Origin of the sequence: Pseudomonas sp. PDM15, assembly GCF_014851565.1 — a bacterium.
Taxonomy (GTDB): Bacteria; Pseudomonadota; Gammaproteobacteria; order Pseudomonadales; family Pseudomonadaceae; genus Aquipseudomonas.
Map to the genome: position 1 here is coordinate 1 of NZ_JACVAA010000008.1, position 15,826 is coordinate 15,826.

General features: G+C 54.1%; 13 protein-coding genes and 2 pseudogenes. 10 read left to right on the forward strand and 5 right to left on the reverse strand.

The features are described from left to right. Positions 1-979: DUF1302 domain-containing protein (locus IB232_RS20020; protein WP_412547753.1), on the reverse strand; the 979-nt coding region annotated here is incomplete at its 3' end. 509 nt (positions 980-1,488) lie between these two features. Here IB232_RS20020 and IB232_RS20025 point away from each other — a divergent pair. Together IB232_RS20025 and IB232_RS20030 are read left to right on the forward strand one after the other, a co-directional pair. Continuing rightward, on the forward strand, positions 1,489-2,094 hold the full coding sequence (locus tag IB232_RS20025) for a TetR/AcrR family transcriptional regulator (protein ID WP_192400331.1): 606 nt from the start codon (positions 1,489-1,491) through the stop codon (positions 2,092-2,094). A gap of 173 nt (positions 2,095-2,267) precedes the next feature. Then, positions 2,268-3,134 carry a hypothetical protein gene (locus IB232_RS20030; protein WP_192400332.1) on the forward strand — a complete coding sequence of 289 codons (867 nt, stop codon included), beginning with the start codon at positions 2,268-2,270 and terminating at the stop codon, positions 3,132-3,134. A 180-nt stretch (positions 3,135-3,314) separates the two neighbouring features. Here IB232_RS20030 and IB232_RS23615 read toward each other — a convergent pair. Beyond that, a pseudogene (locus tag IB232_RS23615) lies at positions 3,315-3,392 on the reverse strand (hypothetical protein); the annotation flags it as partial. A gap of 306 nt (positions 3,393-3,698) precedes the next feature. Here IB232_RS23615 and IB232_RS20035 point away from each other — a divergent pair. The 8 genes and pseudogenes from IB232_RS20035 to IB232_RS20070 all read left to right on the forward strand — a co-directional run bounded on the left by IB232_RS20035 (position 3,699) and on the right by IB232_RS20070 (position 14,341). Continuing rightward, positions 3,699-5,024, forward strand: coding sequence for a hypothetical protein (locus IB232_RS20035; RefSeq protein WP_192400333.1), 1,326 nt, complete (start codon positions 3,699-3,701; stop codon positions 5,022-5,024). A 36-nt stretch (positions 5,025-5,060) separates the two neighbouring features. Further along, the gene (locus IB232_RS20040; RefSeq protein WP_192400334.1) at positions 5,061-5,951 is read left to right on the forward strand and encodes a hypothetical protein; all 891 of its coding nucleotides are present in this window, start codon (positions 5,061-5,063) and stop codon (positions 5,949-5,951) included. A 227-nt stretch (positions 5,952-6,178) separates the two neighbouring features. Next, a complete protein-coding gene (locus IB232_RS20045; protein ID WP_192400335.1) occupies positions 6,179-10,192 on the forward strand; it encodes an NACHT domain-containing protein in 4,014 nt (1,337 codons plus the stop codon). 413 nt (positions 10,193-10,605) lie between these two features. Continuing rightward, positions 10,606-11,214, forward strand: a complete 609-nt coding sequence (locus IB232_RS20050) for a DUF6088 family protein (RefSeq protein WP_192400336.1) — start codon at positions 10,606-10,608, stop codon at positions 11,212-11,214. Positions 11,215-11,796: 582 nt separating this feature from the next. Beyond that, on the forward strand, positions 11,797-12,114 hold the full coding sequence (locus IB232_RS20055; RefSeq protein WP_192400337.1) for a helix-turn-helix domain-containing protein: 318 nt from the start codon (positions 11,797-11,799) through the stop codon (positions 12,112-12,114). Between the two features lie 166 nt (positions 12,115-12,280). After that, positions 12,281-13,057, forward strand: a pseudogene (locus IB232_RS20060) (radical SAM protein); the annotation flags it as partial. 72 nt (positions 13,058-13,129) lie between these two features. Next, positions 13,130-13,735, forward strand: coding sequence for a DUF4823 domain-containing protein (locus tag IB232_RS20065; RefSeq protein WP_137971829.1), 606 nt, complete (start codon positions 13,130-13,132; stop codon positions 13,733-13,735). Positions 13,736-13,771: 36 nt separating this feature from the next. Further along, complete coding sequence (locus tag IB232_RS20070) at positions 13,772-14,341, forward strand: DUF1285 domain-containing protein (protein WP_192400339.1); 570 nt, start codon at positions 13,772-13,774, stop codon at positions 14,339-14,341. Positions 14,342-14,373: 32 nt separating this feature from the next. On the opposite strand, the gene IB232_RS20075 is transcribed toward IB232_RS20070, so the two are convergent. The 3 genes from IB232_RS20075 to IB232_RS20085 are packed head-to-tail and all read right to left on the reverse strand — an operon-like array spanning position 14,374 to position 15,813. Further along, positions 14,374-14,766 (reverse strand): MAPEG family protein, encoded by a 393-nt coding sequence (locus IB232_RS20075; protein WP_192400340.1) that lies wholly within the window; start codon positions 14,764-14,766, stop codon positions 14,374-14,376. A gap of 47 nt (positions 14,767-14,813) precedes the next feature. Next, on the reverse strand, positions 14,814-15,179 hold the full coding sequence (locus IB232_RS20080; protein WP_192400341.1) for a VOC family protein: 366 nt from the start codon (positions 15,177-15,179) through the stop codon (positions 14,814-14,816). 16 nt (positions 15,180-15,195) lie between these two features. After that, positions 15,196-15,813 carry a hypothetical protein gene (locus IB232_RS20085; protein ID WP_192400342.1) on the reverse strand — a complete coding sequence of 206 codons (618 nt, stop codon included), beginning with the start codon at positions 15,811-15,813 and terminating at the stop codon, positions 15,196-15,198. Positions 15,814-15,826: the final 13 nt, after the last annotated feature.

Genomic DNA, 15,826 nt, shown 5'->3' on the forward strand with positions numbered 1-15,826 from the left:
TGTCGGCGGCCCCGAATGCCGGAGCTGCCAGCGGATTGGCCGTAGTGGTGTACATGCTGGTGAAGGGATTTCGGCTGTGATACTTCATCGCGTACAAGCCGAACTCGGTGCTGTTCAACTCCTCAGCGAACCAGCGTAGGGCCACGCCATACTGCCCCGAGTTGCGGGCGTCGTTGTCACCACGGCGCGGGACGTAGATATAGCTCGGATCATCACGATTGAAGTCTGTGCCAGAAACGCTAAGCCCTTGGGTGCAGCCATCGGCGACAAAGTCTGCTCCTGCGAAAAATGTTCCGCAGTTGTCGAGCACGGTTTGATCCCACTCCAACTGGTAGAACAGCTCCGCCGACAGGTTCTCCGATAGTCCCTGCGACATGTAGAACATGTTCACCGGGATCAAGCCTTCCTTGATCTCGGCCCCTGGCCGGCGGAAAGCTGCGGCGTCCACAGGGTTGATGGCGTTGATGCTGTTACCGATGAAAACGCTTTCGCCCCAGCTCACCACCTGTTTACCCAACCGCACCGATCCAGGCAGATCGCCGATCAGGTAGTTGTGGTAAGCGAAGGCATCCAGCAGTTCGTAGCCAGAGCTCTGGGCACCTGTCTTGCGATTACTGTCGTCGATGTCATAGAGCAGCCGGTGCTCGTCCTTCAGCTCGAAGTCATACCAGTACTTCCCGCGCAGGAAGATGCCGGTCTCGCCGTACTTCAGCTCTAGGTCATGGATGCCTTTGAAGATCTTCGAGATGGTCTCGCCCTTTTTGAAGTTCAGGCGGCCATCGTCGCCGGTGGAGGAAGAGCCTCGGCCTCCGTTGTTATCACCGATCATGTCGCGATCAGGGCTGCGCAGTGACCAGCTAGCCCCGACAGATAGGCTGCTGTCGAGCTGGCCCTGAATCTCTCCAATGTTGAACGTAACTGCTTGAGCAGTAGGCGCGCTGATCACTGCAATAGCCGCCGCGATAGCACTGAGAGGCATGTGCCGCCCATAACGCATTGTTGTTGTTTTCATGGCAGTTCCACTGGGGTTGGTTGATGCGACCCAGAGCGGTCATGGATAGCGACTCTGCGACCCTGGCCCGGTAAACCAGAGGTTGGGTACCCAGAGCCTCTGTTCAGAGCGGCGTCAAAACGAGCTCTGACCTCAAAGGCGCCTGTGCCCCTGCTTAGGGCCGCCCCGACACCTCCTTGCGGACGATGAGCTGAAAGCGGTCATGTGCATGGTTACCAAGCGCCATTAACGCAACCATAGTTGCTTTAATACGAGAAGTAAACCACTCTGATCATGCGCGCTGATAGCCAATCCGCAGCTAGGTAGGGGGATTTCGCACGGCTCGTTTGGATTCGGACACACAGGAACCAAGAGGCGAAGGCTCTGGCATGGGCCTTACCGTAGGGGGCAGGTAGGTTGGGAGACTGACTTTCTATGCCCAAGGGCTAATGCAACAATTGTTGCTACAGCGATATGGAATTTAGTCAGGAGGTTCGATGAGTGATGCCGAGCAAGCTGGGGTGAGTAAACGTGCCCGCCCTGGAGGACGGGCTAGCCAAGTTGTTGCGGCCATTTACGCTGCCACGCTGGAAATCCTTGAGGAGGGCGGTTACGAGCGGTTGGAGCTGCCAGAGGTAGCTGCACGAGCAGGAGTCAACAAAACAACCGTCTATCGCCGCTGGCCAAGCAAAGCTGAGCTGGTTCTTGAGATTGCGTTGCTCCGCATGAGACAGGATGTGCCGCTTCCTGATACCGGCACGCTACACGGTGATTTGAGCAGACTGATGTTAACCATAGCGGCAACACTTCAGTCGCCGCTGATAGCAGGTTTGCTACAGGCCGCAATGACGCAGGGGAATGGTATCGAGGCGATTAATCAAGCGCGAATTCAGTTCTGGTCAGAGCGATTCACCGTCAGTGGCCAGCTTGTCGAGCGAGCCATCGAGCGGGGTGAGCTACCCACAGGCACAAGCCCTCGTCAGCTGCTTGAGCTGGCCTGCTCCCCCCTATTCTTCCGCAGCGTCGTCACCGGAGAGGCTTTTACTAAAGATGAGATATTCGAAATAGCCCGGCGCAGCATCCTTGCGTTCAAGAACGCATAGGAACTATCCGATACAGCTGCCCAAAAGCCTGATCCTTATGCTGTCTCTGAGCAGATTAGCGCCATGGATGAGACGGACTTTTCCTCGGATCACCTCTTCAACCAAGCAAGGAGAGCACAGGATTCACTCGACCCCTGACTCTAAAGTGACCCAATGGGTTACTAGAAGGTTATATGCGCAGAACAATAATTATTTTATCGTCGCTAATTGCAATCTCGACACCCTCATTTGCTGAGGAGTTAACCTGGTACACCTTGCCTATTGTTGGTCTCGCTGAGCTAAAGGATGGCAAACCGTCTGATGGTGCAATATATGCCGTCCAAAAGCTGGTTGAGTCCGAGCTTCCTCAGCTTGAACACCGCTATATCGTAAGCGTCCCTAATCGCGTGATACATGAAATGTCTTCAGGCACACCACTCTGTACAACCATCGGGGTAAAACATCCTGACCGCGATGAAGTCGGTTACTTCGTGCCATTTGTCCCTGCTCTTCCTATGCATCTCGTTGTCCGGCCTGAGATTCAGGATCGCTTGCCGCTCACCAATGGGGTGGTCAGCTTTGAAAAGCTCATCCAAACAGAAGGCCTGCAGGGGGTAATCACTCCCGCGCGAACTTATTCTGCTGACTTATCTGAATTAATACTTTTAGCGAAGAAAGAGAAAAAGATAGCTTCTATCAGCAGCAACTCCATGGGTGGTAATTTGCTGTCCATGATCAGTTATGGCAGATATGACTATACCCTTGAATATCCTATTGTGGTCAGCCGAACCAACGAGTCCCAAAGCTCTTCCGCCAAACTGATCAGCATTCCTATAGCGGAAGGCATACACATGGGGCACGCCGGTTTTTATTGCACTCGCAGCAGCTGGGGGAAAAATATGGCACTCCAGTTGGATTCAGCAATTCGCCGAATGGCGACTCATCCTGATCAGCTTATTGACTTATATCGAAGCACAAATGATGAGGAGATGGTCTCGCGATTTGAGCCACAGATCCGAGCCTATCTTCTAGAGCGCGCTAAAACTGCAACTGAACTCTAACCGGTCAGAAGAGCTAGTGAGCGAGCCTCCAAGCTAGCTCCATAGCTCCTTTCTACTGACCCAGCGCGGAAGCTCGTGAGCGGCAGCTAATGGCCGAAACCAGCCCTCCCCAAGCCCAAACCAAGAGGCCGCTCCAAGAGCGGCCTTTTGGTTTGCAGCAGACTAATTACTGAGCCACCGTCAAGTAGTCCCACCCTTGCCATCTCCCAGCACCACGCCCATGCCAGTGAGCTGGTCACGGATGCGGTCAGATTCGGCTCAGCTCTTGTTGATCGTTCCCAAGTTTCGTGTGGGAACGCATTCCTCGAGCCCCAGCGCTCACCTAATGGGTAGGCGGGGTAACGCCGAAGGCAAAGCCTCCACGGTGGATGGCTACGGCCATCCACCCTACTTGCTAGCTCATGCGGAAGCCGCGGACACATCCAATACGGCCACACTCTCGCGTGTGAGTAGCCTATGGTCTTGATCCCTGACGAGAAGCAGGCCAGCGGCCACCATGACGTTGTGGCTTTACACGATTGCTCGCCTAACATATGGGGACACAAACAACCGTGCACGCACCTCATGCTGACAGTCAGTGAAAATGAATTCCGGGACTATCTGTTTCAACATCACAAGGAGGATTTGTCCGCCCTTATCATCGGTCGGCGTGAGCCTGTGAAATGGACAGAAGATTCATTTCCTCCCATCCGGTTTCTGCTGCAGCAGCGTACAGAACGTAGGATCAATGAAACTCTCGACAACCTGCATGCCCTCGTTCTGACGGCGAAGGAATTGCGACTTGATCGCGGCGCCCCCCATCCGACCCGGGTCGACTTGCTGGGAAATTCGGAATCGACTGGTTTAACTATCATCGAGCTGAAGAAATCGAGTCAGACAGAGCGCCAAGCCTTCACAGAGTTATTGGCGTACTCCAACTACTTCTGCTCACTCTTCCCTGGCCTCAAAGAGTCAGCTGTGACATCAGTCCTAGTGGCGCCGATGGAAAGTCGGACGATAATGGATGCGTTTGTTCAAGAGCTTGTCTCCAACGAGAAAAATATCATCGCGCTAATCCCGAATGAAGATGCCGGCAAATTCACGCTGGAGGCCTTCTACCCTAGTGAAGAGTATTATCGGACCTTTGAGCGAAACATCTTGAGCGACAGCTCAATGATTTGCGTTGCTCTCTCGTTCCCAATGATTAAAGGATGGATCGATCCTGATAGTAGTGACGGAAGCTCGCCACCGCGCTATACCCTCGATGCACTTAATGTCATTAGTAACTCGATCGCACAAAGACTGGAAGCCGAGGGTTTTCATGCTCTCATTTACGCAAACCAAAAATGGGGAGAGATAGCGAAACTTTTCCCCAACCCCAATACCATCGTCATCGCGGCAATGAATCCTTTCTGCTCGTACCGTACGTCGGTTCACGAGGGTGTCGTATATGGCCGATCAGATGAAAGCCGACTGGCACAGGTTCAGGTGATTTGCGATCAACTAACTGACGATGGAAAGAGCCATTGGATCGACACCATGGAAAGCAATTTTCACGATAAGCTGATCCGGGTTTCGCGCGAGCAGTTCGAATTTTGCTTTTTGAGCAAGACAGGTACGATTCGACCGGAAATTTCTCTGCCAGACTGGTACGGTTTGAAAACAAGCTTCATTGATGCCGTCACCACACATAATTTGCATTTGCATCGAACCGGCCTGCTTCGAGAGATATATCTTGAATACATCGAGCATATCTATGACAAGAAGGTAGATGAGATTTTTTATAGCGATGATCTCCCCAAGTTCGCGTACAAAACGCTGACTCCATTTATGGCTAGCTGGGAAATTTTCAGAGGACTAGGCTACGACGAGAATGCGGACGGTAACCGACATGGCCAGGATGACGAATAGTTTGAGCAGTAGGATAACGACACATATGGAGCTGCGATGAGCCAGCGCTTCTTACTTTATATCGACATCCTGGGTTTTTCTGAGATGACCAGAAAGGACCCACGGAAGGTTGCACGGGTCTACGCGATACTAAATACGCTGAACGCCCACAATTCATCCCGATACAAGACCATTGTCTTCTCGGACACGATCCTCATCTATAATGTCAATCCCGCCAGAAATGACGAGGATCGTGCGGACCTAGTTTGGTATCTCACCGAGTTCGCTGAGGATCTGCACCACCGTCTCACAGGCCAAGACATCTATTTCAGAGCTGCGTTAGTCGCCGGCGATTTCTTTCACTATGAGCTGGAAAACATCGAGTGCTTTTTCGGCGGCGCACTTATCGACGCCTATCTGGCTGAGAAGGACATACCCTCGACCGGACTCTTCATTGATAACGAATGTGCCAAGTACAACAAATTCTTTCGAATGGCTCGTTTCAATAACAGATTCTCATTTGTCTATCTGAACCGCTCTCTGGAGGCGCTGAATCAGCTGTCTGGAGGACGCTATCCCTTGGACCTCATGAACTCGCCCGGTGAGGATTTTGCCCCATTCGTGCCTTGGCAAGTATTGTTCCTAAAAGATGTCCACTTGCAGATGCGGACCCATCCTCAGCCTCACGTCCGTACGAAATTTCTTACCACATGGGATTTCTATCTGAAGCGCTACCCCGAGATGCTGCGCCTGCTGGAACAGTCCCAATTCGACCTCGCAACCCTCGCCGCCCCTGGCTCATGGGCGCGAGCTGAGCGGACGATGGAAAAGGAAATTAGGTACTTCAAGCGCATAGGAAGCGGCACATCTCTGTCGAAGAGCATCTCTGGCTGGAATGCAGTTGCAGCGCCAGTGTTGCCCGTACAGCAAAAGAACAAGAAAGCCTAATGGTTCTGGTGGTGCGACCACCACTACCTTAGGCATGAGTCGGCGCCGCATTTGGTTGAGCAGAGCCACAGCAACCGCGAATGTAGTTAGCGAGCGAGTGGCAACTAATGGCCGGAAGCAGACGCTGGTGACAGGTTGCTATCGGCCATTAGCTCTCGCTCGAGCTTTGTCAGTCATCAAGGCTCTACTCAAAATTCAGCGAGACTAAGTACAGAAAACATCCCTTTATGAATTCGACTTTCTATATTCCACGTAGACTTTCTGACACCAACATTGAATACACTGAAGAGTCGCTTCTGGATTCTTCAAATTATATAGTTGTCTTAGCTGAGCCAGGTGGTGGAAAAACCGAGCTTATGCGGAGCCTTGCTTTAAAGCTCGGCGTTACCGCAACAACCGCAAATGTGTTTAGGTATGCAGAGGGCGATGAGAGGGATTGCCCACTCGTAATTGATGCGTTTGATGAGCTGGCAAAGATTGATCAGACAGGCGTCCACATACTTTTGGCAACTGCTAGAAAATCAAATCCGACTCGCGTCATTATTTCGAGCCGCTCTAGTGAGTGGGATAGCGCTGCCACGAGTGCGTTCAGAGATTTTCTCGGCCACCAACCGTTAATAGTAAGACTCTACGAATTTGACACGGCAGAGCAGCGGCAAATTTTTGATCATCACGTGCCTGGTGAAGATTTCACTGCATTCCAAGAAGAAATTGCGCGATTCGATTTGGGGATGCTCCTTCCTAATCCGCAGTTCCTAAAACTTTTTGCTGATGCTTACATAGAGAGCGGAAGACGCTTCATTGATAAGCGTTCTATATTTTCGCAAGCGGTTGAGCGGTTAGCTAAGGAAGCTAACGTCAATGCGATAGCAACAAAACAGGCAGTATCGGTCACCAAGAAAATTGACCTCGCCTCGGAAATATTCGCCAAGCTCTTATTGTCCGGCGCTGAAGGCGTAGGCACGAATGAAGCTAATGAAGACCGGATGTATCCTTTATTGCCATCGCTATTAAGCAGTAATGCAGTGACTGAGGTTTTAGCTACTCGACTTTTTAAACCGGGCGATAGAGTCTATCAACACCGTTGGGTTCACAAAATTGTCTCTGAATACTGTGCTGCAGATTACCTTACCAAGCGGATAGCAGACCCCGCTGACCATTTAACGCTGCACAAGTGCGTGCCTATCATTGCTCCAAATTTGACTGTGCGAGATGAGCTTCGTGGGCTGTTTGGCTGGATGGCAGCTTTGGGGAATAAGTCCATAGAAGAGGCCATAATAAAGCTTGACCCCTATTCGGTACTCGCGAACGGTGATCCCTCTCAGCTCGAACCTTCTTCAAAGCGTCTACTTATAAAGCAGTTGAAGGAGGTTGAGGCCAGAGACCCCTACTTCAGAAGAGGCGATTACTGGCGCAGATTCAGTGTTGCAGGACTCCTGACCGCAGACATCGTCGAGGAAATTAAGCCTCTCCTCAAATTCTCCGAGGCGGGACATTTGCGCCATCTGGTTCTTGAGCTTCTGGCAGGATCGCAAGTAATAGAAAAACTGAGAGATGAATTAAATCAGCTTGTTTTGAGCCACAGCGAAAATGACGGAGCTCGCTTATTGGCAGGCAGATGTTTGCTCGGAATTAAGAAACATGATCATCTCGCAAATTTGTCGGCTCTTACTTCTGAAGCAAGCCAGGCATCTCTGAAGATTGGTTGTGAATTAATTGAGGCTCTAGGTCCGCAAAAAATAGACCCAGATAGTCTCTGTGCCTTCTTTCGCGCCTGTGCAGGTCTCTATCCAGATCGCGGGGAGTACGGTGGTCAATCTCGCTACTTTGTGAAGAGCCTTATAAGCATACTACCCATACCAACTATCGAGATTCTTCTAGATGACCTGGCACGAGATTTGGTCTGCAAATGTGGCAAGGAAAATTATGAGTGCGATTGCCGGAATGGCATGAGCAAGATTATCGGATCAATGATGGATCGCTACTTCGAGTTGGCAGCGCCTCCATTTGATCCGATTCGTGTTTGGAGGTGGATAAAAAATCTAAATTTTCATGAGCAAAAGTCCGGAAGCCAAAGCAAGTCAGTTGAGGTGTTGCAGCGAAACGATGCCTTGCGTCAAGGCATCATTGCCCTTGTGTTTGGCGGACTAACGGATCGTGAGCAGATTATAGAGGCCAAGATCCATCGGTTCGATTGGCACACGCACTCAGGGCTTCAGTTTCAAGCGAATGATTACAGATTTGTAGTTGACATGGCGTTTGAGGCTGACAATCTAAATTTGTGGGCAAGTTTTATGGCTCACCATCAGAACTATAGAAACAAGGAGGATCGTGGGTCCAATAATTTGAGGCGACATATGCGAGAGCAGGCCTCGGAGAAGCTGTCCTTCATGCGGGTATGGACTCGCTCAAATAGGGCTTCAAAAGAGGGCGCGCGACTAAACCGAGCCTCGAGGTTTATCCATACTAGGAGAATGAATCGTCGTCGTAAGAGACAAGAAGAAATCCGCTCTGCGAATATCACATATGTCCAAAGCAATAGAGAGCTCGTTGAAGGAGGGCGTCATTGGAGCTGTCTTGTTCGCTTTGCAGAGTTGACACTTATGAGCCCAGAGAAAATTGAGCGTGAGTTTGGCGAGGAGTCGCTTGTCCGAAATGCCCTTAGAAACTGTCTAGACTTCATAGCTCCGCATGTACCAGATCTGCCCAAGCTTGCTGAACTACAGTGTGCTTCGCAGTATCAGCACTCGGAGGTGATTTTATACGCGTCCTGTATAGAGATTTTTCGCGACAACGGTAATCTAGAGTCTGTTGATGTTCAACTTCTAAAATCTCTTCGGACCAACATTTCAATGAGCTACAGTGCAGTCCCGCCAGAGGATAGGGATGCAATGATGGCTGAAGTTGATCGGCTGATTTTCCCTGACTCTGCAAGCGCCGAGAGCTTCCTTAGAGAATACCTTGAGCCTCAATTAGCGCATCCAGCCTGTTTGCATCCTGAGCTTTGGCTGCTGAGAAATGACGAAGCTTTCAGCCATTTGCGTGCCACCATATCAATTCAATGGCTCAGGCAGTTCCACGAGCTTGCTCTCGGGCCATTGGATACGCTTTTTGAGATCGCCGCTCAGCATGGCAATCGAGAAGAGTTAAATAAAATTGTTGCGAATCGCTGCGCGGAATTCATAGTGAACTGGCCCAGCCAGACTAATAACGAGGACATCGAGCAAAAGCGTATGTTCTGGCTTGCTCGTGCATTTTACTTCCTTGATGATGCGCCTGAAATATTCTGGAATTGGCTTAAGTCCGATAAAAATTCACTCTTTCTATTTCAGGCAAGATCTGGGCGAAGGAATAGAGGCGAAAATCCCAGCTGGCCTACACTCACATCGACCAAGATTTGGAGCATATTGGATGCCTTTATCGATAAGTGGCCGAAGGTTTTTCTGCCAGATCACTGGGGAACTGATAGCCCAAAAGAGGAGAGCGCATACCGATTCCTTACGGAAGTGATTTGGTCTATCAGTTTAGACGACCCTGACAACGCGATTCCCGTCCTTAATAGACTACTTTCTGACGCCCGCTTTACAAATCTTCATTTGGACTTGAAAAGCATATATGCAGGTCAAGTCAGAAAAAAGGCGCTTAGGGACTTCGAGCCGCCTACACCTCAGGATGTTGTTAATCTTCTTGATCGTGATGCCGTAGTGACTGTGGAAGGGTTGCGGCAACTCATTGTTCAAGAATTACTAGATCTCCAAGGCTCTATAGACGGTGGAGAGTTTAACTCCGCAGATCGCTTCTATGTTAAGGGCGAACACCTTGATGAAGAGCAGTGCACAGAAATTATTGCTGAACGCCTCAGCCTTAGACTGCTTCCCAGAAATATTACGGTAACAGTTGAGCATCAGCTTAAAGCTGCAAAGCGAAGTGACTTTACAGTTGCTAAGTTGATTGGAGGTAAAAGACGGCTGCTTGTTACAGAGGTTAAAGGCCAGTGGCATAGAGAACTATATACAGCCGCTTCAGCTCAACTCTATGAGCGTTACTCGATTCATCCAGATGCAGAGCAACAGGGTATTTTTCTTGCAATTTGGTTTGGTGCAGATGTAACTGTCGCAGGGCGAAAGAGGCACGGAATTGCTAGCGCTCAGGAGCTTAAGAGCAGCATCGAAGCAACCCTGCCGCCAATGCTCGCAGGATTGATTGACGTGTTTGTGCTCGATGTGTCCAAGCACCCTTAAATAACCTTCCGCTACAGAAGTGAGATGTAAGGAATTCGCATGGCGAAAGGGTGAGTTACAACCCTGGGTAGCGCGGACTAGAGTGAGGACCTGCTTAAGAATTTGCCAGTAGCAGCTAGTTATCCCACTCCATACAGCGAGTGGTTACCATCTATCAGCTTTAAGGTGTGGGTCAAGATCGTCGGCGCAGAGGATAACAACGCTGGAATGGCTGTGCAGAACCTCCAGCACGGGTGGATCACAATAACTGGAGCCGAGTGGCAGCATCGCTGGGATACAAAGCTGACGGCGACTGAAAGGCCGATGTGGCTAGAGAGTCTGCTCATCTTGCCGCTAAGGTCACTTCCAGGTTGGAGCATGAGTCAGTTCGGATATATCTTCTTGGTCCCTGAACTACCGAACCTCTATCTCTCATGTCAGTCGCGGAAAGAATTTCGAAACGAGTCAAGTTCATGCGAAAGGGGAGCCCTTTTTTGCGCACCTTGCTTGCATCGGAGGGCACCCGTGCAGCTGTCGATAAAGCCCTTTCTCGGCTTGTAAGGACTGGAGTGCTAGAACGAGTCGCTCGGGGCGTCTACATGCGACCTAAGCAAATCGCGTTCGTCGGGGCCGTCCGCCCTAGCGCTGAGACCATTATGAGGCTGATCACCAAGGCCAACGGCGAGACGGTAGAGGCTCATGGTTGTGAGGCAGTTCGTAGGTTTGGCCTGAGCACTCAGATGCAGGTTCTGCCAACCTATTACACAAGCGGGCCCTCCCGCGAGATTCGGGTAGGGAAGGGGCGAGTACGACTCCTGCATGTGTCCCCTGAGCGCTTGAAGCATTCTGGGTCGAAAGTCGGAATGGCACTCAATGCCTTCCATTACCTTGGCAAAGAGGGGCTGACTCCTGAGGTTATCTCTAAGATTTTCGCGAAACTGAGTATGGAGGAGCGGATCAAGCTGCGAGCTTGCAAGATGCCTAAATGGATGAGGGCAGCTTTGACTGCTACTGAGCAAGCTTATCTAGAAAGCCCGGCGTAAGCCGTTTCTATCTCCTCCCACGGTGGTACTCGAGCGTGCCTCTTGGGCGCTATTTCAGTCGTGCCTAAGATCCTTTGCGGCTGAAAACACCACGCTGGTTACGATCAAAGACTCTCTGTCATTTGAGCAGTGCATTGAATAGCTGACGCCGTTAGCGACCTTGAACAGATGACCAGGAACACCGTCTGGCCCATCTTGAACTACACAGACTTCCTCTAGTGGCTCCATCAGCCATCTCGATTGGCCGTTTAGATGAGGCGGGGTTACTAGTTGCACCTGCTCCACCCAAGCAAGGTCCGATTGAGAGTCCAGAATGTCTCGGAGGTCGTGAGCGTGGTGAAGCATTAGCGTGCTTTGGTACGCCCTCCGACTCGTCCGTCGGACGATCTGCAGGTAAAACCAAGGCCAGGCGAGCTCCTGCTCAACATGTCTCCATTGCTGCTGCGATCCAGCCGGGCCTGGAAGGTGTATTTCAGCACTGCGGTAGGTAATAAACATTGGTATTCACCTTAAATGAGTCCTATAGATTGTAGTCCTATAGGGCTCATGAAGGCTTGATCGTTCCTTTTGCGGGATCAGCAAATGGAACTGAATAAAGCATTTGGACTGGCGTTAAAGCAGATTCGCAGCCAGCAGGGCCTCACTCAGGAGGACTTCACTAGTGTTAGCAGCCGAACTTACTTGAGCGCCCTGGAGCGAGGGCTTAAGGGACCCACTATTCAAAAGCTTGAACAGCTCGCAGGTGTGCTCAACGTGCACCCCGCTACCGTTCTCATCTCTGCTTTCCTCCACAAAAATGGCGGAGAGGATTACCGCCAACTCCTTCTTCGAATAGGTACTGAGCTACAGACTCTCGAACAGCATGCGTTGGGCGCTGAAGGAGATCCTGGGACCAGGTAGATCAGACGCTCAACTCGGCGTCCCTTTAAGCCAAAAAAATGGCGAGAAGATTCTAGGACTTGGGGCGGGCGTTCATCCTAGATTTATTCCTCGAAAAATTCGTTAATAATCAATAATGTGCGGCTTTGTAATTGGCTTCTTGGGGTGGGCGGGGGTAACTACGTTCAAGATGTACACGGCGCCGCAGAAGAAATTCCGCGCCCGTGACGAAGACCAGGTGCTGGAGGAGATCCGCCGTGCCGGCGAGCGCCTGATCGTACAGCGGGTGTTCCTCGCCGACGGCGATGCCCTGGTGCTGCCGACGCGGCGCCTGCTCAATATCCTGCAGGCGATCCGCGAGCACATGCCCGAGGTTGATCGGGTCTCCAGCTACTGCCTGCCGCGCAACCTGCGCAAGAAGTCGGTGAGCGAGCTCAAGGAGCTGGCCGACGCCGGCCTGAAGATGGCCTATGTCGGTTGCGAATCCGGCGACGACGAGGTGCTGGCGCGGGTCAACAAGGGCGAGACCTTCGAGTCCAGCATCAGCGCTTTGGACAAGCTCGGCGAGGCCGGCATCACCCGCTCGGTGATGATCCTCAACGGCCTAGGCGGCAGCGCCCTGAGCGAGCAGCACGCCGACAATTCGGCGCGCCTTATGAATGCCGCTCAGCCGGAATTCCTCTCTACCCTGGTGGTCAGTTTCCCCATGGGCGAGCAGCGCTTCCGCGAAGGTTTCGCCGATTTCCAGCCGCTCGGTCAGCAGCAGCTGTTCCTCGAAGTGGAGCGCCTGCTGCAGGGGCTGGAGCTGAACGACACGGTGTTCCGCAGCGACCACGCCTCCAACTATCTAGTGCTCAAGGGCAACCTCGGCGCCGACAAGGCGCGCCTGCTGGCCCAGGTGCGCCAGGCCATCGAGCGGCCGCAGAGCGCGCACCTGCGCCAGGAATGGCAGCGCGGCCTGTGAGGCAAGGTTGGCGCGGAAGCTGCTATGACTCTCTATCCGCCGGTTTTCCGTCACCGGCAGGGAGGAAATGCAATGCGTAGCCTGATTCTGCTGCTGGCGCTGGTCGCGCTCGGTGGCTGCATGAAAGTCAGCGACATGGCCGCTGGCACCGAATACCACCTGCGCGACGCCGGTGTGCTCGACCGCAGCGAAACTCGCCGCTCCGCCTCCTGGCGCCTGCAGGCCGACTCGTTCATCTTCATCTCCCAGGCTCACTATGTGCCGCCGGGTGATGCCCGCCCGCGCCCCAACGTGGTGGCGGAGGAGGCCTTCAAGTCCTTCGTCGAATACTTCCCGCTGGTGCGTCGCGCCAGCAAGCCGCAAGGCCTGGACGAGGCGATGAACGAGGCGCGTGTCGCCGGCGCCCACTACCTGCTGTACACCCGCTTCGCCGACGCCGATGACCGCATCGGCACCGTGGAGGAGTGGGAGGACCAGGAGGCCGTGGATCGCCTGGGCGTGGACTCCGGGGTGATCCAGCTGATGCTGATCGAGACCAGCACCCGCTACCTGGTGGATACCGCTCGCATCCGCAACCACGGCGGCTTTCTGACGTTTTACGACAATCAACCCGCCGACCAGCTGCGCGCGCCGTTCGAGCAGTACGCGCGCACGCTGCTGGGCGTTAGCGAGCGCTAACCGCCATACTGTCGGCCGGACAAGGAGAAACAACGCATGACCGATCCGGGCAAGGCCGGCGACTTGCTGGCGCAGATTCCCAAGGGCGAGGGCAAAGGCCTGCCGCCCGTGCACCTGTGGAACCCGGATTTCTGCGGCGACATCGACATGCGCATCGCCCGCGACGGCACCTGGTACTACCTGGGCACGCCGATCGGACGCAAGCCGATGGTCAAGCTGTTCTCCACCATCATCCGTCGCGACGACGACAAGTACTTCCTGATCACCCCGGTGGAGAAGGTCGGCATCATCGTCGACGATGCGCCTTTCGTGGCCGTGACCCTGCAGGTGATCGGGGAGGGTGAAGCGCAAGTGCTGCGCTTCACCACCAATGTCGATGAGGAAGTCGAGGCCGGGAGCGAGCATCCGCTACACGTCGAGATCGATCCCGAGACCCAGGAGCCCGCGCCCTACCTGCATGTGCGGCGCAACCTGGAGGCGCTGGTGCATCGCAACGTGTTCTACCAACTGGTGGACCTGGCGGTGGAGCGGCAGATCGATGGCCAGACTTGGCTCGGGGTGTGGAGCGGGGGAGAGTTCTTCCCCATCGGGCCGCAGCCGGAGTAAACGGCCGCGCCTCCTCTCGAGTTTGCCGCGGCTTAGCGGGCCTGTAGCACGACCACCCAGAGCCCGAGCGTGGCGAGGAAGTTGATCATGAACACCAGGCCTCGCAGCCGGATGTTCGTGGTGAGGATCTGCACGCCGCTGTGGATCAGGCGCCCCGCGATAAAGGCCCAGGCCAGCGTAAGCGCAATGGCGCTGTCGGAGCCGCTCTGCAAAAGCAGCAGGCAGGCGACATGGAACAGCAGCGGCAACTCGAACTGGTTGGACAGGTTGGCGCTGATGCGCGGCTCGACCGTGGCCCAGGGGTTGGAGCCGTCCGCGCGCTGGCCGATGCCCCAGATCTTCGGCGCACGGACAACGGTGAGCAGGGCATAGAGCAGGGCGGCGAGCGCTACGTGGGCTGCCATCGGCAGAATCAACGATTGCATCGGGTAGTCCCTTTTGGCGATGTCTGGATCGGTACGGGCGCGGCGGCCTAGATATTCTGCGCGATGTGCCAGAGCACCCCGCTCGGATCGAACAGCACGAACTCGCGCATCTTCCACGGCTGGTCCACCAGCTCGCCCATCCGCACGCCGAAGCGCTCGGCCAGGCCCGACTCGCGGACATGCCGATGCCAGGCGTCCACATCCTCCACCAGCAGGTGCATGACGAAGTTTTCCGCCTGCTCGCGCACGTAGAAGTTCTGCAGCAGGAAGCTGCTGTTGCCGTGATGCAGGTATGCCAGCTGCTCATCGCCCCAGGGCATGTTGAAGCCCAGCGCCTGGTAGAAGTCCTTGGAGCGGGCGAAGTCCTTGGCCGGCACCAGGGTCTTGAGTTCCACGGTATTCAGGTTGCTCATCGAAGGCTCCTTGAGCTCAGAACAGGTCGGTGCGTTTGGTCGGTTTCACCGCCTGGAAGAAGCTGTAGCCCAGGCATATATCGGTGATCACGCGGGTGCACACGGCGGGGATGGCGATCAGTGCATGGATCAGCATGGCCACCGCCGCGTAACAGCCGAACTCGACGGCGCGCAGGGGCAGCGGTAGAGGATCGCCTCGGCTTTCCAGCAACTCCTGACGCAGGGCCGGCAGGTCGGCCCAGTGCTCGCCGTCGATCTTCTCGCGCATGGCCCGCGGGTACAGGTTGCGGCTGCGGCAGCCACGACGGAAGGCGCGCCACATGCGCCTGGGCTCCAGCACCAGGCCCGTGGAGAGGGCGATCAGGTTCATGGTGCCGAGCAGCGGCGAGTTGAGCATCGAGCCGGTGCCCAGCTCCCAGGCGCTGACTTCGCCCTCGCCGATGCGTCCGGTGCTGTAGCCGGTCGTCACGTGGTGCAGGTCGTGGTACTTGAGGTAGATGTGGCGGGTCTCGATATTCGGCAGCGGCACCAGCAGGCAGCCGGTGTAGACCGGCACGGTGCAGGCCTGGCGATCGGCGGTATCGCTGAAACCGCAGCGCCGGTAGAAGGCGGCGAGTTCTTCCTTGAGGGTCATGTTTTCGTCCTTG

What these genes read in the sequence shown, in the direction of transcription:
- IB232_RS20035 (WP_192400333.1), top strand. Translation starts at nt 3,699, where the DNA reads ATGCTGACAGTCAGTGAAAATGAATTCCGGGACTATCTGTTTCAACAT.
- IB232_RS20055 (WP_192400337.1), top strand. Translation starts at nt 11,797, where the DNA reads ATGGAACTGAATAAAGCATTTGGACTGGCGTTAAAGCAGATTCGCAGC.
- IB232_RS20070 (WP_192400339.1), top strand. Translation starts at nt 13,772, where the DNA reads ATGACCGATCCGGGCAAGGCCGGCGACTTGCTGGCGCAGATTCCCAAG.
- IB232_RS20065 (WP_137971829.1), top strand. Translation starts at nt 13,130, where the DNA reads ATGCGTAGCCTGATTCTGCTGCTGGCGCTGGTCGCGCTCGGTGGCTGC.
- IB232_RS20085 (WP_192400342.1), bottom strand. Translation starts at nt 15,813, where the DNA reads ATGACCCTCAAGGAAGAACTCGCCGCCTTCTACCGGCGCTGCGGTTTC.
- IB232_RS20050 (WP_192400336.1), top strand. Translation starts at nt 10,606, where the DNA reads ATGTCAGTCGCGGAAAGAATTTCGAAACGAGTCAAGTTCATGCGAAAG.
- IB232_RS20040 (WP_192400334.1), top strand. Translation starts at nt 5,061, where the DNA reads ATGAGCCAGCGCTTCTTACTTTATATCGACATCCTGGGTTTTTCTGAG.
- IB232_RS20030 (WP_192400332.1), top strand. Translation starts at nt 2,268, where the DNA reads ATGCGCAGAACAATAATTATTTTATCGTCGCTAATTGCAATCTCGACA.
- IB232_RS20045 (WP_192400335.1), top strand. Translation starts at nt 6,179, where the DNA reads ATGAATTCGACTTTCTATATTCCACGTAGACTTTCTGACACCAACATT.
- IB232_RS20075 (WP_192400340.1), bottom strand. Translation starts at nt 14,766, where the DNA reads ATGCAATCGTTGATTCTGCCGATGGCAGCCCACGTAGCGCTCGCCGCC.
- IB232_RS20080 (WP_192400341.1), bottom strand. Translation starts at nt 15,179, where the DNA reads ATGAGCAACCTGAATACCGTGGAACTCAAGACCCTGGTGCCGGCCAAG.
- IB232_RS20025 (WP_192400331.1), top strand. Translation starts at nt 1,489, where the DNA reads ATGAGTGATGCCGAGCAAGCTGGGGTGAGTAAACGTGCCCGCCCTGGA.